Origin of the sequence: Leisingera methylohalidivorans DSM 14336, from assembly GCF_000511355.1 — a bacterium.
GTDB classification, from domain to species: domain Bacteria; phylum Pseudomonadota; class Alphaproteobacteria; order Rhodobacterales; family Rhodobacteraceae; genus Leisingera; species Leisingera methylohalidivorans.
Map to the genome: position 1 here is coordinate 1,160,147 of NC_023135.1, position 19,155 is coordinate 1,179,301.

Here is a 19,155-nt window from a genome sequence, read left to right on the forward strand (position 1 = left end):
CGCGATGACGGATCTGACTGAAATCAAAGCCGCCGCCCGCAAGGCCGCCTTTGCCCGCCGCAAGGAAGCGCACGCCCGCAATATCCCAGGCGCGGCCGGCCATCTGTCCGAGGTGCTGGCCGGTTACCGCGGTGTGCCGCTGTCGGGCTTTCTGCCGATCCGGACTGAAATCGACCCGGTGCCCGCAATGGCCGAAGCCGCTGCGCATGGGCCTGTTGGCGTGCCGGTGATCATGGGGGCGGGCCAGCCGCTGAAATTCAGCCGCTGGCAGCCCGAAGGCCCGCTGCGCGACGGCCCCTTTGGCGCCATGGTTCCCGAAACGGATGATTTTTTCGAGCCTGAGATCCTGATTGTTCCGCTGGTTGCCTTTGATGCCAAGGGCGGGCGGCTGGGCTATGGCGGCGGCTTCTATGACCGCACGCTGGAGCTGTTGCGCGGCAAGCGGGCGACGCTGGCGATCGGCTTTGCCTATGACGCGCAAGAGGCCGAAGACCTGCCGCTGGAACCCACCGACCAGCCGCTCGATATGCTGGTTACCGAAAGCCGGATCCTGCAATTCAGCCGCTGACATCGGCCGGACAGCCAGGATTTTGGTGAAAAATCCTGGCAAAATTTTTCAGAAAAGTTTTGCACGCCTGCCGCAGGCCTTGTTCTGCCGGCCGCAACGGCGTACCACGCCGGAATGCGAATTCTGTTTTTAGGCGATGTGATGGGCCGCGCGGGGCGCAGTGCCATTACCGAAAATCTGCGGCGGCTGCGCCAGGACTGGCGGCTCGATTTTGTTGTGGTGAACGGCGAAAACGCCTCCAATGGCATGGGGCTGAGCGGCGATCACGCCAAGCTGCTGCTGGAGGCCGGGGTCGATTGCCTGACCCTCGGCGACCATGCCTTTGATCAGAAGGACATGCTGCAGTTCATCGAACAGGAACAGCGCATTATCCGGCCGCTGAACTTTGCCAAGGGCGCACCGGGCCGCGGCTACCGGCTGTTCCAGGCCCCGGGCGGGCGCAAGGTGCTGGTGGTGCAGGTGCTGGGCCAGGTGTTCATGAAACGCGCTTTCGATGACCCCTTCGGCGCGGTTGAGGCGGTGCTGAAATCGCACCCCCGCGGCGGGCTGGCACAGGCCATCATCGTGGATGTGCATTGCGAAGCCACATCCGAGAAAATGGCGATGGGCCATTTTTGCAACGGGCGTGCCTCGCTGGTGGTGGGGACCCACACCCATGTGCCGACAGCGGACGCGCAGATCCTGTCCGAAGGCACCGGCTATCTCACCGATGCCGGCATGTGCGGCGACTACAATTCGGTTATCGGCATGGATAAGGCCGAGCCGATGCGCCGCTTCCTGACCGGAATGCCCAAGACGCGCTTTACTCCCGCAAATGGCGAGGCCAGCCTGTCCGGTGTGTTCGTGGAGACCGACGACCGCACTGGCGCGGCCAAGCAGATTCGCATGGTGCGCAACGGCGGCCTGCTGCAGGAAGCGGCTCCCTAACGCCGTGTCCTGCGGCCATGCGGCGCAGCTGGGGCGGGATGATTTGCCGGTGCAGACGCGATTTTCCGCACAAATTCCCGAATGCAGGCCTCTGTTGCGGAGCAGATGCGGAAATTCTTGCTCAGTCCCGGGGTTTCAGGGAAACTGCGCGATGGCGGAGCGTGCAGCGGCGCGCTAAACCCGCCTGAAACAACATGGGCATAATCACGGCATATGCAGTTCTTCCAATTTGGCGACACCGGCAGCGCGGTCCTGGCAATAGCCATTGTCCTGGCCATGTTCCTGGCCTTCCTGCGCGAAACCTACCCCACCGAGGTTGTGGCGCTGACCGGCGTGGCGGCAATGCTGGCCACCGGCGTTCTGCCATACGATCAGGCGTTGCCGGTGCTGTCCAACCCGGCGCCTTGGACAATTGCCGCGATGTTCATCATCATGGGCGCCCTGGTGCGGACCGGCGCTCTTGATGCCTTCACCCAAATCGCCAAGACACAGGCCGAGGTGAACCCAAAGCTTGCGGTTGCCCTGCTGGTGGCTTTTGTGGTTGCCGCCTCTGCCGTGGTGTCGAACACGCCGGTGGTGGTGGTGATGATCCCGGTCTTCATCCAGATATCGCGCACCCTGAATGTTTCGGCGTCCAAGATGCTGATCCCGCTCAGCTATGCGGCGATCCTGGGCGGCACGCTGACGCTGATCGGCACCTCGACCAACCTGCTGGTGGATGGCGTGGCGCGGGCGCAGGGCCTGAAACCCTTCACGATTTTTGAGGTCACCCCGCTGGGCGTGATCCTGGTCGTCTATGGCATGATCTACCTGCGTTTTATCGCACCGCGGTTGCTGCCGGACCGCGACAGCATGGCGATGCTGCTCAGCGATAAGTCCAAGATGAAGTTCTTCACCGAAGCGGTGATCCCGCCTGAAAGCAACCTGATCGGCCGCGAAGCATCCGGCGTGCAGCTGTTCAAGCGCCCCGGCGTGCGGCTGATCGACGTGATCCGCGGCGATGAATCGCTGCGCCGCAACCTCGAGGGCGTGGAGCTGCAGGTCGGCGACCGGGTGGTTCTGCGGACCAGGATGACCGAGCTGCTGAGTCTGCAAAGCAATAAGGAGCTGAAACGGGTCGACCAGGTTTCGGCAGTGGAAACTGAAACCGTCGAAGTGCTGATCACTCCGGGCTGCCGTATGGTCGGCCGCAGCCTGGGCGCGATGCGCCTGCGCCGCCGCTATGGCGTCTATACCCTGGCGGTGCACCGCCGGAACCAGAATATCGGCGTGCAGCTGGATGACCTTGTGGTGCGGATCGGCGACACTCTGCTGCTCGAGGGGGCACCTGCCGATATCCAGCGTCTGGCGACCGATATGGAACTGGCAGACGTCTCGCAACCGACCCAGCGCGCCTACCGCCGCAGCCACGCACCGATTGCCGTTGTTGCTCTGCTGGGCATCGTTCTGCTGGCCGCCCTGGGCGTGGCGCCGATCCTGATGCTGTCGCTGCTGATGGTGTCACTGGTGTTCGTGACCCGCTGCATCGACGCGGATGAGGCGTTCTCTTTCGTGGACGGGCGGCTGCTGGCGTTGATTTTTTCGATGCTTGCCATCGGAGCTGCGCTGGAAAGCTCGGGTGCCGTCAGCCTGATCGTCAACGCCATTGCGCCCGCCTTGTCGATGCTGCCTCCGGTCCTGCTGGTCTGGGCGGTTTATCTGCTGACCTCTGTCCTGACCGAGCTGGTATCGAACAATGCGGTGGCGGTTGTGGTGACCCCGATTGCCATTGGCCTGGCCCAGGCGATGGGGGTGGATCCGCGTCCCTTGGTGGTGGCCGTGATGGTGGCCGCCTCGGCTTCGTTTGCCACCCCGATCGGCTACCAGACCAATACGCTGGTTTACGGTCCGGGCGGTTATAAGTTCACCGATTTTCTGCGTGTCGGCATCCCGCTGAACCTGACTGTTGGCATGCTGGCGTCGCTGATCATTCCGTTTTTCTGGCCGCTCTGATAGCACGGGATGCCTTTGGTGATGGCAGTGTTCCGCCGCATCACCCGCCGTTTACATGAAATTGTTACGGCCGTGCCTATATGAAACAGGGACTGTTTCACAGGGTGGCACATGGACTTCAGAAAACTGTTCCTGATCGCGGTTCTGGGCGGATCAACAGCCATTGTGCTGATGACGCAGGCCTGGGCGGACCGGCAAACGCAGCCTGCCGAGGTATCCGCGCAGGCGGCAAAATCCTTGTGAAAGGATTGTGGCAAAACTTTTCCGCAAAAGTTTGCCCCCGCTACAAAGGCCAGAATACCAGGATTGCCGGAATGGAAACGGCAATGACCAAGACCTCCAGCGGCAGCCCCATCCGCCAGTAATCGCCAAAATGATACCCGCCGGGACCCAGCACAAGCGTGTTGTTCTTATGCCCGATCGGCGTCAGGAACGCCGCCGAGGCTGCGACCGCCACCGCCATCAGAAACGGATCAGGAGATACCCCGAGGGACTCTGCCATCTGAATGCCCACGGGCGCTGCGACAATCGCGGTGGCGGTATTGTTCAGCACATCCGACAGCGTCATGGTGACCACCATCAGCACTGTCAGCACCGCCCAGGCGGGCAGGCCTTCGGTCAGGCTTGTCAGCGCATTGGCAATCAGTGCGGTGCCGCCTGAGCTGTCCAGTGCCGCCCCCAGCGGGATCATCGACCCCAGCAGCACCACAACCGGCCATTCCACGTGATCATAGATCTCCGCCACCGGCAGGATCTTGAACAGAACATAACCGATTGCCACCAGCCCCAGGGCCACCGGCAGGTAGATCAGGCCGACAGATGCCGCCAGAACTGCGGCGGCAAACAGACCGATGGCGGCCCAGGTCTTGTCATCTGCCGTCACCGCCAGCCCGCGCTGCGCCAGCGGCAGGCAGCCCAGCCATTCAGCCACATCCGCAACCCGGCCGCGCGGGCACAGCAGCAGCAGGATGTCACCGGCTTCGATATCGGTCTGCCGGATGTGCCGGGTGATCCGGCGGCCCTGCCGGGCAACCCCCAGCAGCACTGCGCTTTGCCGCCAGGACAGGCCGATGGACTGTGCGCTGCGGCCGCGGATGCGGGCGGATTCCGGCACCACCAGTTCCACCAGTTCCAGCCCCTCGCCGGCGGCGGTCAGCTTGTCCTGCCGGGCGGCATCGGCAAAGTCCAGCTTCAGCGCGCTGCGGAACTCGTCCAGCGCCTCCGGCTCTGCCTCGATCACCAGCGTGTCGCCTTCCCGCAGCACCGCCGCCACCGAGCGCCCGTAGCGCCGCTTGCCGTCGCGGATCAGCCCCAGAATGGCCACGTCAGCCTTCTCGGCCTCTTCCTCCAGCTCACCCAGCCGCTTGCCGGCAACCTCCGAGTCTTCGCCGACCGTCAGCTCCGCGATATAGGGTGCCAGCTGCGCCTCGGACGCGCCCGCTGCATTCTCCCGCGCCGGGATCAGCCGCCAGCCGGCCAAGGCCACAAAGGCAAGTCCCGCCAGCGCCGCCACACCGCCCACAGGGGCAAAATCGAACATCCGGAACGGCTCTCCCAGCCGCTCCTCCCGGATCGCCGCGATGATGATGTTGGGCGGTGTGCCGATCAGGGTCGCCATGCCGCCCAGAATGGTGGCAAAGGACAGGGGCATCAGGCTCAGCCCCGGCGCCCGGCCGGCTTTGCGCGCGGTCTGGATATCCACTGGCATCAGCAGCGCCAGCGCCGCCACATTGTTCATGAAGGCCGACAAAACCGCGCCAACCCCGCCCATCAGCGCAATATGGCCGCCCAGCCCCCGCGTGGAATCCACCAATGTGCGGGTGATCAGAAACACCGCGCCTGACCGCACCAGCCCGGCTGAAACGATCAGCACCAGCGCTACCACCAGCGTTGCCGGGTGGCCGAACCCGGCAAAAGCATCGCTTGCAGGCACCACCCCCAGCACCACCCCCGCCATCAGCGCGGCAAAGGCCACCAGATCATACCGGTAGCGCCCCCATAACAGCAGGGCAAAAACGGCAGCAAATAGCGAAAACAAAACGGCTTGATCATATGTCATCGGGCCAGCTTAACCGCGAAACCCCGCGGAGCAAGGGCCAAGCCGGGGGCAGGGTGCTTGAAACCCGGCACTGACAAAGGCTATATGAGCGCCAATTCAGATATTCAGCAGCAAGGATGCACCATGGCAGGCCATTCAAAATGGGCAAACATTCAGCACCGCAAGGGCCGTCAGGACGCCGCGCGGTCGAAACTGTTTTCCAAGCTGGCCAAGGAGATCACCGTGGCCGCCAAGATGGGCGACCCTGATCCCGACAAGAACCCGCGTCTGCGCCTGGCGGTGAAGGAAGCCAAAAGCCAGTCCGTCCCCAAGGACGTGATTGACCGCGCGATCAAAAAGGCCGTCGGCGGCGACGCCGAAAACTATGACGAAATCCGTTACGAGGGCTATGGCCCCAGCGGCGTGGCGGTGATCGTCGAGGCAATGACCGACAACAAGAACCGCACCGCTTCCAACGTGCGTTCGACCTTCTCCAAGAATGGCGGCAACCTGGGCGAGACCGGCTCGGTCGGTTTCATGTTCGAACGCAAGGGTGAAGTCACCTATCCGGCCTCTGCAGGCGACGCCGATACCGTGATGATGGCAGCAATCGAAGCCGGCGCCGAAGATGTCGAAAGCTCCGAGGACGGCCATATCATCTATTGTGCCGACACCGACCTCAACGATGTCTCCAGCGCACTGGAAGCGGAGCTGGGCGAGTCCGAGAGCACCAAGCTGGTCTGGAAACCGGGCACCACCACCGAGCTGGATCTCGAAGGCATGCAAAAGCTGATGAAGCTGGTCGATGCGCTGGAAGATGACGATGACGTGCAGCGCGTCACCACCAACTTTGAAGCCTCCGACGAGGTCATGGCGCAGCTCTAAGCCGCGGCTGCCGTTTCACGATTCAGGCCCGCCGGACCGGCGGGCCTTTTCACGTCCGGACCAGCCGCACCGGACCAGCCGCACCAGGCCGGCCGAACCGGGCCGTTGCTTCTTTCTGGTCGCAAATACTCCGGGGGTGAGGCCGCGCAAGGCCGCGGGGGCAGCGCCCCCGCGCCGGGTCACTCCAGCTTGCGGTAGCGCAGGATAGATCCGCGCGGCAGATACATCAGCGTCAGCTCCAGGTGATCCACATGGTCGATCACATAGCAGTAATCCTCGCCGGTCTCTTCCTCGCGGGCATAAAGATACGGCCCGCTGCCTTCAAACCCGCCGCACCATTCCGAGACCGCCAGGTAGTCCCGCCCGGCATATGCACCGTCATAGCTGTTGTCCCGTTCCGCGCCCAGAACGGTAAACTGCGCGTTGGGATCGTCCACCGAATACCAGTGCCCCTGCAGCTTGTTCAGCAGCCCGTCATGCTCGCTCCAGGGCCGCACCGAGACATCCCGCAGGACGACATCCGCGGTCCGGTCGTAAATCGCTTCCAGATCTCCCTCCACAACGATCGGCGTGCCGGTATCCAGCGTTTCCATGACCGAAAAGACAAACTGCGGCGTGCGCCCGTCATCGCGGACCAAGAACTTGGTGCCGCCAGCGTGGAAACTGCATTCCCGCGGCCCGTCGGAAGAACAGCCCTGCAAGGTCGCATCGTCCGCATAAGGCTCGCCGTAAGTGCCCGGAGTGATGCCTTGCGCCGGGGCCGGATCCTGCGCAACCGGGGCCTGCGCGGCGGGCGGGTCAGCCGCAGCATTGAGCGTCAGGGTGAAATGGGTGGCGGTCTCGCCGGTGTCCAGTTTGCGAAAGCCCTGCGTTTCATATCCGCGCGGGCCGCATTGGCTGTCGCCGTGAATGGTAAAGGGTTCAGGCGACGTGCAGAACGTGTAATCGCCGCTGGCAAAAGCCGCGCCCGAGGCATTGGCCCGGTAATAATAATAGCGGATCTTCAAATCGCCGCCGACCGGCGTTCTGCACGCTCCGGCCGGAATGTTCCACCAGCCTTCGGACACCCAGTCCCCGTCGCTGGAATAGCCGATGGCCAGGCTCAGGCTTTGCCCTGCTTTGTTGCAGATTTCCAGCCCGGCAATGGCAGGCGAAGCTGCCAGCCCCAAGCCCAGGCCCGCCGCCGCAAAAATGCGCTTCATGTCCGAATGTCCCCCGGTTGATGCCCGAAACGCTAGGGAAGATTGGCGGATGCGGCAAGGAAAACCCGGTTGCCCGGCGGCAGGCCTGCTAGTCGGTCACAACGCCGCCTGCGCGCAGGGCTGCGGTGTCCGGTATCCAGATCTGGTTGTGCGGGATAGCAAAAATCCTGTCTGCAAACGCTGCGCTCACCCCCTGCGCAAGCAAAAACGCATGGTCCTTTTCCTGCTCTTTCTCCAGGTCGATCTGCGGCAGGCCGCTGGCGGACTGCAAGCCATAGCCGTGAAACCCCAATTGCCCGAGGGCCCCCAGGCTGCGCCGATGGCCGGCCGTGAACATCAGCGTGCAGGCAGAGGCGCACAAACCCTCTGCACGGGTGGCCAGCCCGCGGTCCCGGATCAGCCTGGCCGCGCCCCGGGCTTCGGCAATCAGCCCGCCGGGACCGGTCAGGGAAATCTGCTGCAGGCCGGGGTGCCGGCGGGCCATCCGGTCTATCCGCCCGGTCAGCCCGAATGTGATCTCGCCGTCAAACACCAGCACGCGGCCATCTTCGGACACCGTCAGCCGGTACAGCGCCTCGCGTTCCTGCCGCCGCTGTTCGGCATAGGCGGGTTCATCCACCGCCCGGGCAATCAGCTGCGCATCCCACCACAGGGTGACCGCGGCAAAGCCGGCCAGCATGAGCACCAGATAGCCGCCCCAGACCGGCGCCATCGCCCCGGTGCTGCGCACATGCGCATCGGCGCTTTGCAGAAAGAAACGGGCCTGCCACAGCAGAAACAGCCCGTCTGCCGCCATCAGGGAAAAGACCAGCGGCAGCGGCAGGCGGGTCCATTGGTTCAGCGCCAGCCAGACCAGCACCACCGCCGCCCGCGGCAGCAGCACCTGCAGGCCCAGGCTGCGGCGCAGGGAGGCAGGCTCCCGCATCAGCCGCACCGCCCGCCGCAAGCGGTGCAATTTTCTTGCAAGAAAACCGGCCGGAAAATTTGAATTTTCCGGATCCCCGCGGCGGCGGTCACTCCAGAAATGCCGAAATCTCCTCCAGCGGTTTTTTCAGCTTGGCAACAGACGGCACCGTCGCGCCCTCGGCCGGATGGCCCACGGCGATGATCATCGTCGGTTTTTCCGCGGCCGGGCGGCCCAGGGCGCTGTTCAGGAACTTCATCGGGTTCGGCGTGTGGGTGAGGGTGCACAGGCCCGCGGTGTGCAGCGCCGTCAGCAAGACACCGGTGGCGATGTTCACGCTTTCCGGCACGTAATAGTGCTTGTAGCGGCTGCCGTCCTCGAATTCCCCCCAGCGCTGGGCAAACACCACGATCAGCCAGGGCGCTGTGGTCAGATGCGGTTTGTCCGCATTGGTGCCGATCGGCTCCAGCGCCTTGATCCATTCATCGCCCGCACCGCCCGCATAGAACTTTTTCTCCTCTTCCTCAGCCTCGGCGCGGATCCGCGCCTTCAGGTCGGGGCGGGAGATCGCGGTGAAGAACCAGGGCTGGTGATTGGCCCCCGAGGGTGCGGTTCCGGCGGCGCGGATACAGGTCTCGATCACCTGCCGCGGAACCGGCTGACCGGTAAAATCCCGCACCGAGTGCCGCCGCTGCATATGGGCCAGGAAACCGGCCGCCTTTTGCTGCATTTCCTTGTCGGAATACCCAGCCCGGTCCGGCAAGGGCAGCGGATCATAGCTGAGAGCATCTTTTGAAACCATGGGCGGCCTTTCTCATGCGGTTTGCGACAAATACATCTTAGCTGATTTCTGCACCGCGCGGGTCACCTCCGCAAGGGCAGGGGCCATGACCCGCGCAACCTGCCAGGTCAGGGGCACCGGCAGCGCGGTGTCCGGGATCAGCGGCACCAGCCGTCCGCTGCGGATGTCGCCGGCGACCATGGCCAGCGGGTTCATGCCCCAGCCCAGGCCCGCTGCGGCAGCATCAATGAAGGCTTGTGTCGAGGGCAGGTAATGCGCCGGCGGAGACAGCCCCGGCCCCGCATTCCGTTCCAGCCACAGCCGCTGCAGATTGTCTTTTGCGTTGAAAATCAGGCAGGGCGCGCGGGCGGCCGCCCCGGGGGTCACCCCGTCCGGGAACCACCGCGCCAAATAATCCGGGCTGGCGGTTGCCACGTAATTCAGCGTGCCCAGCGGATAGGCATCAAACCCGGTCACGGGCTTGGAGCTGGCGGTCACCGCCGCCGACACCTCCCCCCGTTTCAGCCACTCCGCGCTGTGGTCCTGATCGTCCACCAACAGATCGAACAGCACCCCCTCCACACCAGCCATTGCCTCGATGAACCAGCTGGCCAGACTGTCGGCATTGACTGCAATCCGCAGCCGCACCGGGCCGTGGTCCGCCTCCAATGACAATTCACGCGCCAGCTGCGCCTCCAAGAGGCCGATGTCCTCGGCATGTTTGGCAATCCTGAGGCCCGCTGCGGTGCCGGTGCACGGCGCGCCGCGCAGCACCAGCGCGGTGCCAATGCGGTCCTCCAGGGCCTTGATCCGCTGCGATACGGCCGAGGGGGTCACCGACAGCGCATGCGCCGCGGCCTCAAAGGCGCCGAGGCGCAGCACCGCGCTCAGCGCTGCCAGCTGGCTGGGGTCCATCTGCATTAGCAACTCTAATCTGACATAAGTGTCTTTAACTGGATTAATGCCGCGGCGGGCATTAGTCAAATCCCAGCACAACGACGGAGACCACGATGCCCCCCAGCCTGCTTGCCGGATTTGCCCTTGGCCTGAGCCTGATCATGGCGATCGGCGCCCAGAACGCCTTTGTCCTGCGCCAGGGGCTGCGGCGCCAGCATGTGTTCTGGATCTGCCTCACCTGCGCCGGCTCCGACGCGCTGCTGATCACCGCAGGGGTCTTGGGCTTCGGCTCGGTGGCGCTGGCGGTTCCGTGGTTCGAACAGGCGATGCGCTGGGGCGGTGCCGCCTTTCTGGTCTGGTACGGCGCCCGCGCCCTGCGCGCGGCCTGGCGCGGCGGCGAAACCCTGGACGCTGCGGGCGAAGGCGCAGGCGCGGCCCTGCTGCCGGTGCTGGCGACGGTTGCGGCGCTCACCTGGCTGAACCCGCATGTCTATCTGGACACCGTGGTGCTCCTGGGGTCGATCTCGGCCCAGTATCCGCAGCCGCTGGTCTTTGCCGCCGGTGCCGCCATCGCCAGCTTCACCTTCTTCTTCACGCTCGGCTATGGCGCCAGCCTGCTGGCCCCGGTCTTTGCCCGGCCGCGCGCCTGGCAGGTGCTGGACGCCATTGTCGGCCTCACCATGTGGGCGATTGCGCTCAAACTGTTGATGATGTGACGAACAGCCCCTGTGCGCAGGCCGCCCTGACGCCTGCGCAGAATCGCGCTATCTGTCTTTTGCAGCCACCAACAGGAGAGAAGGATGAGCTGGAACCCGGCTTTGGAACCGCGATGCCCTGATGCAGGCAGCCTTGATGCTATTGAAACGGTGATCATCCCGCGCGCCCGCGACATCGGCGGGTTTGAGGTCCGCCGCGCCTTGCCCGCGCCGCGCCGCCAGATGGTCGGGCCGTTCATCTTCTTCGATCAGGCCGGCCCGGCCGAATTCCTGACCGGGCAGGGGATCGACGTGCGGCCGCATCCGCATATCGGCCTTGGCACCGTGACCTACCTCTATCAGGGCGAGTTTGAGCACCGCGATTCCTTAGGTACCCATCAGATGATCTTTCCGGGCGAGGTGAACTGGATGGTGGCAGGCCAGGGCGTCACCCATTCCGAGCGCACCTCACCCGCAACCCGCACAGGCCCAAGCAGCCTGTTCGGCATCCAGACCTGGATCGCACTGCCCGAGAGCCACGAGGATGCACCCGCCACTTTCGAACACCATGGCAAGGAGGCGTTGCCGCTGCTGGAGGGCAAGGGCAAAGCTGTGCGCCTGATCCTCGGCTCGGCCTGGGGTGAAAAGGCGCCTGCAACGCTTTATTCCGAAGCCTTTTATGCTGATGCGGTGCTTCAGGCCGGGGCCAAGCTGCCTCTGCCCCCGGATCACGAGGACCGGGGGCTCTATGTCACGCAAGGGGCGGTGGAAATCTCCGGCGAAACCTTTGAGGCCGGCCGCATGATGGTGTTCCGCCCGGGGGATGAGATCACCGTGACCGCCGGCGCGCAGGGGGGCGCGGCTGATGGCGCTGGGCGGAGCGACGCTGAACGGGCCGCGCTACATCTGGTGGAACTTCGTTGCCTCCTCCCGGGACCGGATCGAGGCCGCAAAATCCGCCTGGGCCGCAGGCGACTGGCAGCAGGGGCGTTTCCATCTGCCCCCCGGCGATGATCAGGAATTCACCCCGCTGCCCGAACCCTGGAAATAATTCACATGTGAAGTCTTGCGCTGCCGCCCGAACGGGTGTTCTGTCAGCTCATGAGACAGAACGCCGCCGCCATCCAACATGCACAGAACCCGCTCAAGGGCGTGTTCTGGATGGTCGTCACCGGCCTCTGCTTTGTGGCTGTTACGGCGCTGGTCAAACACCTTGGCAGCCGCATCCCGCCCGCTGAAAGCGCCTTTCTGCGCTATCTGCTGGGGCTGGTCTTCCTGATTCCGATGGCCGGAGCCCTGCGCCGGGCGCATCTTACCCCGCGGCTCTGGGCGCTGTTTGCGGGCCGCGGCGCGGTGCATACCGCCGGGGTGATCCTGTGGTTCTTCGCCATGACCCAGATCCCGCTGGCCGAGGTCACCGCGATGAACTACCTGTCGCCGGTCTATGTCACCCTGGGCGCCGCGCTGTTCCTGGGCGAGAAACTTGCGATCCGCCGGATTTCGGCGATAGCCGTGGCGCTGGTCGGCGCCGCGATCATCCTGCGGCCGGGCTTCCGCGAGATTTCGCCCGGCCATATGGCGATGCTGTTCACTGCGGTGTTCTTCGGCGCCTCCTACCTGATCGCCAAATTTACCGTCGGCAGCAACAGCCCGGCCGTTGTGGTCGGCATGCTGTCGGCCTTTGTGACCCTGGGGCTGGCGCCTTTTGCGCTGGCGGTCTGGGTGACACCCACGCCGGCCGAGATCGCCATCCTGTTCGGGGTCGCCTGCTTTGCCACCGCGGGCCACTATACCATGACCCTGGCCTTTGCCGCGGCGCCTGTGGCGGTGACCCAGCCGGTCACATTCCTGCAGCTGGTCTGGGCGACGCTGCTTGGCGCCCTGGCATTCGGCGAGCCGGTTGACGTCTGGGTGATGTCCGGCGGCGGGCTGATCCTGGCCGCGGTCAGCTTCATTTCCTGGCGTGAATCCAGGATAAAAAAGAAAGATTCTTCACTTTCCGGTAATGCAGCAGGCGTTTGATTTTCTTATGGTTGTGGCGGCACCGGGCTAAAGCCCCGCGCTTACAGACATCTGCGGGGGCGGAGAATGATGAAATACCTTTGGCTGCCGGTGCTGTTGCTGGACGTGTTCTTTGGCCAGATGGCCGCCCGGGCCGGGACCCGTATCTGCAACGATACAAAGGTCCAGCATCAGTTGGCCGTCACCTTGCACACCGGCGGCCGCTGGGTTGCGCAGGGCTGGCAGCCGCTGCCTTCGGGCGATTGCGCGGAACCGGTGCCGCAGGGCTATCATCGCAACTATTTCTACTTCCGCGCCGAAAGCCCCGGTTACAGGTTCCGCGACGACAGTGTCCGGTTCTGCACCGCACCGGGCCGCTTCCGGATTGAGGATGGCGCGGATTGCGCGCTGCAGGATCCTGCCAGGCAGGGGTTTGCCAAGGCGGTCTTCGACACAGAAAACCGGACAATCCAACTCAGCCGCCGCTCGCATCCCGCAAGCGGCAGCGCGGCGATAGTGCCGCCTCAGGAAATCCGCCGCGACGCGGAAAACAAGGAACACTATTCGGTGGACGTGGTCTTTCAGGGCTGCACACAGCCGGATGCAGCCGAATTCGTCACCTGCAGGTTTGTCGGCAACGGTATGAAGTTCGGCGCCGAAGGCAGGGTGGAGATCTCGGATCCGGTCTTTACGTATCTTCTGGGACTGCTGCACGGCACCCCGCTGGAGGTTGACGGAGAGATGACCACCCGGTTCGGCAACTCTGGCAGCCTGGAATTGTACAGTGTCACGCCGCGCGCACCGAACCGGTTCGACCGGATGCTGGAGCAGATGCAGGGGGAATGGATGTCGGAGCGGAATCCAATGGACAGGTTCGAAATCTCCGGGGCCGTGCGCCGGTTCAGCTACGGCGGCATCGAGCTGCCCCCGGAATTTATCGCGGTGCAGGGCAGCTGCGGCGGAACCGAAGAGGAGGGCGACTACCTGAAGGTCTGGGACAGCCTGAGCAGCACCAGCCTGTGTTACCAGATCAAATCCCTGACCGACGAGACCATGACCCTGATCTACCTGCCGCAGGGCACCCGGCTGGACTACTGGCGGCTGTACTAGAGGCAGGGCGCCGGGGCCGGGGGGGTGGCAGATTGCGCCTTCAGGGGATCACCAGATCCACCACCCGGTGCGCCGCGGCGCGGGCTTCATCCGGGTCCAGCGGAGCGTCGGATTGCGCCGCCTGCAGCCAGACCCCGTCCATGTAGCATTGCAGCGCCTGCCGCGCGGTCTCCAGCTGCCCGGCAGGCAGCAGCGCCCGCAGTTCGGCCAGGAAATGGCTGCGCACCCGGGCCCGGTTGATTCGGTGCAGGCGGCTGAGGCGCGGTGAATAGGGGGCATTTGCCCAGAACTGCATCCAGATGCTGCACTGCGGCACGGTGAACAGGCCGTCGGCAAAATTCGCATCCATCACCGCATAAAGCCGCTCGCGCGGGGTTCGGGCGGTTGCGTAACCTTCGCTCATCGCGCGGCGGAGCTTGCCAAGAAGGTGCAGCATGGTGGCTTCCATCAGGCCTTCCTTGGAGCCGAAATAATAGTTGATCGACGCCGCCGAGGCGCCTGCCTCACGCGCGATTTCCGCCATGGTTACAACCCCGTAGCCGCGCTTGTGCACGGCAACGATGGTGGCTTCGATCAGCTCTTCGTTGCGGATGTCCCGGATGCGTTTCCTGCTCATGAATAAGTTGTGAGGCAATTGGGGCGCAGTTTCAACTGTTGTTAGCGCGAATTGAAAACTTGAATGGCTGTTTAAAAAACTGTTTGGCGCATCAGCCGGCTGTGGTATGTACTCCTCCCATGTCTAAGGGCGGAAACCGCCCGGAAATGGGAGGGACATATGACTTCAATCATTTCATTCGGGATTCTGCTGGCCTTTGCGCTGGTGGTGTTCTGCGTGATCAAGTGGTGGAACGTCCGCAACGTCGGCGTGACCCCGGTCCACTTGTTCACCTTCATCGCAATTCTCTTCACCTCGGGGCTGGACGTGGGCCTGATCATGTTCCCGCTGGCCTGGGATTTCCCGCTTTATGCCGACACCGCGGCCGAGCCCGCCTACGGCTTCACCAACCCGCTGGCGCTGGAATTCGGCTTCTGGGGCTTCCTGATCTGGGGCTTCTACTTCCTGACGACCTTCTATTTCTGCGTGATCGAGCCGCGGGTGAAGTTCTTCGAGATCCCGCTGGTGAAATGGATCAACAACATCGTGATCATCGGCACCTGCGCCTTCACCGGCGCGCTGTTCCTGATCTACCTGCCGTATTACGCCACCTTCATGGGCGACGGCGAAACGGTGATCCCGGCCTTCTATGTCATCACCTTCCTGGTGATCCTGTTTGCCGCCTTCTCCTCGACCGACATCAAATACGTGCGCATTCTGTCCGTCGGATCCACCGTGCTGTTCCTGGCGCTGATCCTCGGCATGTGGGCCTATTCCGGCATGGGTCTGGGCGCCTTCGGCGATACCGCCTCCAACATCGGCGGCTACTTTGCCAACATTCACAAATTCGTGCTGCCGCTGACCGACTACCACGAATTCTACCTGTTCTGGTGGTTCGCCTGGTCGATCATGATCGGCCAGTTCACCTCGCGCTTTGTCGGCGGGTTGCGCACCTGGCAGGTTCTGGCCGCGCTGCTGATCTTCCCGTCGATCCCGCTGGGTGTGTGGTTCTCGGTGCTTTACTACTACCACCTGAACAGCATCGAGACGACGCTGCTGATCAACGTCTCCATGGTCGCGGTGGGCATCATCTTTGTGGTCAACTCCTTTGACTCGCTGATCCGCCTCTACACCGACAACCTGAACCTGACGGCCAAGCGTTTCGGCACCATTCCTTATGTGCTGGGCAATGCGGTTGTTCTGTTTGTCCTCACCTTGGCATTCCAGAGCCAGTGGCTGCAGATCCAGTGGATCGGCACCGCGGTGATCGGCATCTACGTCGCCTGCCTGGCCTACATCGTGGTCTTCAAGCGCGGCGAAGTGATGAGCATCACCGCCTCGCCCGAGGAAAACACGCTCGACTTCGACAAGATCAAGGCGGCCCACTAGGGGCGGTCTCCCGGCTGGCCCCTGGTTTCCTTGAATGACGGGACCAGCCACCAACCGCCTGGCAGTGCCTTCGGGCCTGCCAGGCGCCTTTCGAAGAAACATCGCCAATACTTGGGAGGTCCGCGATGAGTGCCCCGAATATCCTGATCCTGATGGTTGACCAACTGAATGGGACACTCTTCCCGGACGGCCCCGCCGACTGGCTGCATGCTCCGAACCTCAAGAAACTGGCAGAACGCTCCACCCGTTTCGCCAACGCCTATACCGCGTCGCCGCTGTGCGCGCCTGGCCGCGCCAGCTTCATGTCCGGCCAGCTGCCGTCGCGCACCGGCGTCTATGACAACGCCGCCGAATTCCGCAGCGATATCCCCACCTATGCCCACCACCTGCGCCGGGCCGGCTATTACACCTGCCTCTCGGGCAAGATGCATTTTGTCGGCCCCGACCAGATGCACGGGTTCGAAGACCGCCTGACCACCGACATCTACCCGGCCGATTTCGGCTGGACCCCGGATTACCGCAAACCGGGCGAACGGATCGACTGGTGGTATCACAACATGGGCTCGGTCACCGGGGCAGGGGTCGCGGAAACCTCCAACCAGATGGAGTACGACGACGAGGTCGCCTATAACGCCACCGCCAAACTGTATGAGCTGTCGCGCGGGCTGGACGATCGCCCCTGGGCGCTGACCGTCAGCTTCACCCACCCGCATGACCCCTATGTGGCGCGCAAGAAATACTGGGATCTGTACGAGGATTGCGAGCATCTGCTGCCGCAAGTCCCGGCAATGGCCTATGACGACCACGACCCCCACGCGCAGCGGATCTTTGACGCCAACGACTGGCGCAGCTTCGACATCACCGAAGACCACATCAAACGCTCCCGCCGCGCTTATTTCGCCAATATCTCCTATCTCGACGACAAGATCGGCGAGATCCTGAACGTGCTGGAAACCACGCGGCAGGAGGCGATCATCCTGTTTGTCTCCGACCACGGCGACATGCTGGGCGAGCGCGGATTGTGGTTCAAGATGAGCTTCTATGACGGCTCCTCGCGCGTGCCGCTGATGATCTCGGCGCCGGACCTGCCTGCGGGGCTGATCGAAACACCGGTCTCCACCCTGGATGTGACCCCGACGCTGGGCGCCTTGGCCGGTGTCGATATGGCCGAGATCGAACCCTGGACCGACGGTCACAACCTGGTGCCGCTGGCCACCGGCACGGAACGGACCGAACCGGTCGCCATCGAATACGCAGCCGAGGCCTCATATGCGCCGCTGGTGTCGCTCCGCTACGGCAAGTGGAAATACAACCGCTGCGCGCTGGACCCCGATCAACTGTTCGATCTGCAGGCCGACCCGCACGAGCTGACCAATCTGGCGGCCGATCCGGCCCATGCCGGAACGCTGGAAACCTTGCGCGCCAAATCAGACGCGCGCTGGAACCTCGGCCAGTTCGACGCCGAGGTGCGCGCCAGCCAGGCCCGCCGCTGGGTCGTCTACGAGGCCCTGCGCCAGGGCGGCTATTACCCCTGGGATTACCAGCCGCTGCAAAAAGCATCCGAGCGCTACATGCGCAACCACATGGATCTCAACACCCTTGAGGAAAGCAAACGCTTCCCAAGGGGCGAGTAACCCGAATTCAGTATCCGGCCAGTTCTGCTGGCCCTCAATATCCCCGCCGGAGGCATGAAAACCATGACACACCCCGCACAGCCCAAAGCCAGCCATTTCATCAACGGCGCCTACGTCGAAGACACTGCCGGCACCCCGATCCCGGTGATCTATGCCGCGACGGGCGAGCAGATCGCCACTGTCCACGCCGCCACCCCGGCAATCGTCGAACAGGCGCTGTCCACCGCTAAGGAAGCCCAGAAAGAATGGGCGAAAATGACCGGCACCGAACGCGGCCGCGTTCTGCGCCGGGCCGCCGACATCATGCGCGAGCGCAACCACGGCCTTTCGGTGCTGGAAACCTACGACACCGGCAAACCGCTGCAGGAAACGCTCGTGGCCGACGCCACCTCCGGCGCCGACGCGCTGGAATATTTCGGCGGCCTCGCGGCCTCGCTCACCGGCGAACACATCCCGCTGGGCGAGGATTGGGTCTACACCAAACGCGAGGCCCTGGGCCTCTGCGTCGGCATCGGCGCCTGGAACTATCCCACCCAGATTGCCTGCTGGAAGGGCGCGCCTGCGCTGGCCTGCGGCAACTCGATGGTGTTCAAGCCCTCCGAGACGACCCCGCTCTGCGCCTTGAAAGTGGCCGAAATCCTGATCGAGGCCGGCGCCCCCGCAGGCGTGTTCAATGTCGTTCAGGGCATGGGCGAGGTTGGCGGCGCGCTGGTCACCGACCCGCGCGTCGACAAGGTCTCGCTCACCGGCTCGGTGCCGACCGGCAAAAAGGTCTACGCCGCCGCCGCTGCGGGGATGAAGCACGTCACCATGGAACTGGGCGGCAAGTCGCCGCTGATCATCTTCGATGACGCCGACATCGACAACGCCGTCGGCGGCGCCATCAACGGCAACTTCTACTCCTCCGGCCAGGTCTGCTCCAACGGCACCCGGGTGTTTGTGCAGAAGGGCATCAAGGAGAAATTCCTTGCCCGCCTCGCCGAGCGCACCGGCAACGCCATTCTGGGCGACCCGATGGATGAGTCCACCAGCTTCGGCCCGATGGTGACTGAGAACCAGATGAACATCGTGCTGGGCTACATCGAAAAGGGCAAAGCCGAAGGCGCCCGCCTGATCTGCGGCGGCAAGCGCGCCGATATGGACGGCTACTTCATCGAGCCCACCGTGTTTGCTGACGTGACCGACGATATGACCATCGCGCGCGAGGAAATCTTCGGCCCGGTTATGTCGGTGCTGGATTTCGACACCGAGGAAGAAGTCGTGGCCCGCGCCAATGACACCGAATTCGGCCTGTCCGCCGGTGTCTTCACCAAGGATTTCACCCGTGCGCACCGGGTGATCGGCAATCTTGAGGCCGGCAGCTGCTTCATCAACTCCTACAACGACGCGCCGGTCGAGGCGCCGTTCGGCGGTGTGAAAGCCTCCGGCGTGGGCCGCGAGAACTCGAAAGAGGCGATCAAGCACTTCAGCCAGGTGAAATCCGTCTACGTCCGCATGGGCGACGTCGAAGCGGCGTTCTGACCGGCACCCGTCTGAA

Annotated in this window: 17 protein-coding genes and 1 pseudogene; 12 read left to right on the forward strand and 6 right to left on the reverse strand. The window is 63.7% G+C overall.

Annotation, left to right across the window (positions count from 1 at the left end):
- Positions 1-4 precede the first annotated feature (4 nt).
- The 4 genes from METH_RS05740 to METH_RS25130 all read left to right on the forward strand — a co-directional run bounded on the left by METH_RS05740 (position 5) and on the right by METH_RS25130 (position 3,730).
- Positions 5-568 (forward strand): 5-formyltetrahydrofolate cyclo-ligase, encoded by a 564-nt coding sequence (locus METH_RS05740; protein ID WP_024089480.1) that lies wholly within the window; start codon positions 5-7, stop codon positions 566-568.
- Positions 569-682: 114 nt separating this feature from the next.
- Entirely contained in the window at positions 683-1,495 is an 813-nt protein-coding gene (locus METH_RS05745; RefSeq protein ID WP_024089481.1) for a TIGR00282 family metallophosphoesterase, read from the forward strand.
- Positions 1,496-1,708: 213 nt separating this feature from the next.
- A complete protein-coding gene (locus METH_RS05750; protein WP_024089482.1) occupies positions 1,709-3,487 on the forward strand; it encodes an SLC13 family permease in 1,779 nt (592 codons plus the stop codon).
- Positions 3,488-3,598: 111 nt separating this feature from the next.
- Positions 3,599-3,730, forward strand: coding sequence for a hypothetical protein (locus METH_RS25130; protein ID WP_024089483.1), 132 nt, complete (start codon positions 3,599-3,601; stop codon positions 3,728-3,730).
- A gap of 40 nt (positions 3,731-3,770) precedes the next feature.
- Here METH_RS25130 and METH_RS05755 read toward each other — a convergent pair whose 3' ends face one another.
- On the reverse strand, positions 3,771-5,546 hold the full coding sequence (locus METH_RS05755) for an SLC13 family permease (RefSeq protein ID WP_024089484.1): 1,776 nt from the start codon (positions 5,544-5,546) through the stop codon (positions 3,771-3,773).
- A gap of 123 nt (positions 5,547-5,669) precedes the next feature.
- Between METH_RS05755 and METH_RS05760 the strand changes: the two genes are divergently transcribed.
- The gene (locus METH_RS05760) at positions 5,670-6,410 is read left to right on the forward strand and encodes a YebC/PmpR family DNA-binding transcriptional regulator (RefSeq protein ID WP_024089485.1); all 741 of its coding nucleotides are present in this window, start codon (positions 5,670-5,672) and stop codon (positions 6,408-6,410) included.
- 179 nt (positions 6,411-6,589) lie between these two features.
- On the opposite strand, the gene METH_RS22575 is transcribed toward METH_RS05760, so the two are convergent.
- The 4 genes from METH_RS22575 to METH_RS05780 all read right to left on the reverse strand — a co-directional run bounded on the left by METH_RS22575 (position 6,590) and on the right by METH_RS05780 (position 10,218).
- Positions 6,590-7,612 carry a DUF1036 domain-containing protein gene (locus METH_RS22575; protein ID WP_052348671.1) on the reverse strand — a complete coding sequence of 341 codons (1,023 nt, stop codon included), beginning with the start codon at positions 7,610-7,612 and terminating at the stop codon, positions 6,590-6,592.
- A gap of 88 nt (positions 7,613-7,700) precedes the next feature.
- A complete protein-coding gene (locus METH_RS05770; protein ID WP_044008574.1) occupies positions 7,701-8,537 on the reverse strand; it encodes a COG3904 family protein in 837 nt (278 codons plus the stop codon).
- 88 nt (positions 8,538-8,625) lie between these two features.
- The gene (locus METH_RS05775; RefSeq protein WP_024089488.1) at positions 8,626-9,318 is read right to left on the reverse strand and encodes a nitroreductase family protein; all 693 of its coding nucleotides are present in this window, start codon (positions 9,316-9,318) and stop codon (positions 8,626-8,628) included.
- A gap of 12 nt (positions 9,319-9,330) precedes the next feature.
- On the reverse strand, positions 9,331-10,218 hold the full coding sequence (locus METH_RS05780) for a LysR family transcriptional regulator ArgP (RefSeq protein ID WP_024089489.1): 888 nt from the start codon (positions 10,216-10,218) through the stop codon (positions 9,331-9,333).
- Between the two features lie 89 nt (positions 10,219-10,307).
- Here METH_RS05780 and METH_RS05785 point away from each other — a divergent pair, with 89 nt between their 5' ends.
- From METH_RS05785 to METH_RS05800, 4 genes and pseudogenes are all read left to right on the forward strand, one after another.
- Positions 10,308-10,910 carry a LysE/ArgO family amino acid transporter gene (locus tag METH_RS05785; RefSeq protein WP_024089490.1) on the forward strand — a complete coding sequence of 201 codons (603 nt, stop codon included), beginning with the start codon at positions 10,308-10,310 and terminating at the stop codon, positions 10,908-10,910.
- Positions 10,911-10,994: 84 nt separating this feature from the next.
- A pseudogene (locus METH_RS05790) lies at positions 10,995-11,940 on the forward strand (pirin family protein).
- 110 nt (positions 11,941-12,050) lie between these two features.
- A complete protein-coding gene (locus METH_RS05795; RefSeq protein WP_024089491.1) occupies positions 12,051-12,911 on the forward strand; it encodes a DMT family transporter in 861 nt (286 codons plus the stop codon).
- 66 nt (positions 12,912-12,977) lie between these two features.
- Positions 12,978-14,000 carry a DUF1036 domain-containing protein gene (locus METH_RS05800; protein WP_245602956.1) on the forward strand — a complete coding sequence of 341 codons (1,023 nt, stop codon included), beginning with the start codon at positions 12,978-12,980 and terminating at the stop codon, positions 13,998-14,000.
- Positions 14,001-14,040: 40 nt separating this feature from the next.
- Here METH_RS05800 and betI read toward each other — a convergent pair whose 3' ends face one another.
- Positions 14,041-14,616 carry a choline-binding transcriptional repressor BetI gene (betI, locus tag METH_RS05805; RefSeq protein ID WP_024089493.1) on the reverse strand — a complete coding sequence of 192 codons (576 nt, stop codon included), beginning with the start codon at positions 14,614-14,616 and terminating at the stop codon, positions 14,041-14,043.
- A gap of 159 nt (positions 14,617-14,775) precedes the next feature.
- On the opposite strand from betI, the gene METH_RS05810 reads away from it, so the two are divergent.
- The 3 genes from METH_RS05810 to betB all read left to right on the forward strand — a co-directional run bounded on the left by METH_RS05810 (position 14,776) and on the right by betB (position 19,139).
- Entirely contained in the window at positions 14,776-15,984 is a 1,209-nt protein-coding gene (locus tag METH_RS05810) for a choline transporter (protein WP_024089494.1), read from the forward strand.
- A gap of 125 nt (positions 15,985-16,109) precedes the next feature.
- On the forward strand, positions 16,110-17,618 hold the full coding sequence (gene betC / locus METH_RS05815) for a choline-sulfatase (protein WP_024089495.1): 1,509 nt from the start codon (positions 16,110-16,112) through the stop codon (positions 17,616-17,618).
- Positions 17,619-17,681: 63 nt separating this feature from the next.
- Positions 17,682-19,139, forward strand: a complete 1,458-nt coding sequence (betB, locus tag METH_RS05820; protein WP_024089496.1) for a betaine-aldehyde dehydrogenase — start codon at positions 17,682-17,684, stop codon at positions 19,137-19,139.
- Positions 19,140-19,155: the final 16 nt, after the last annotated feature.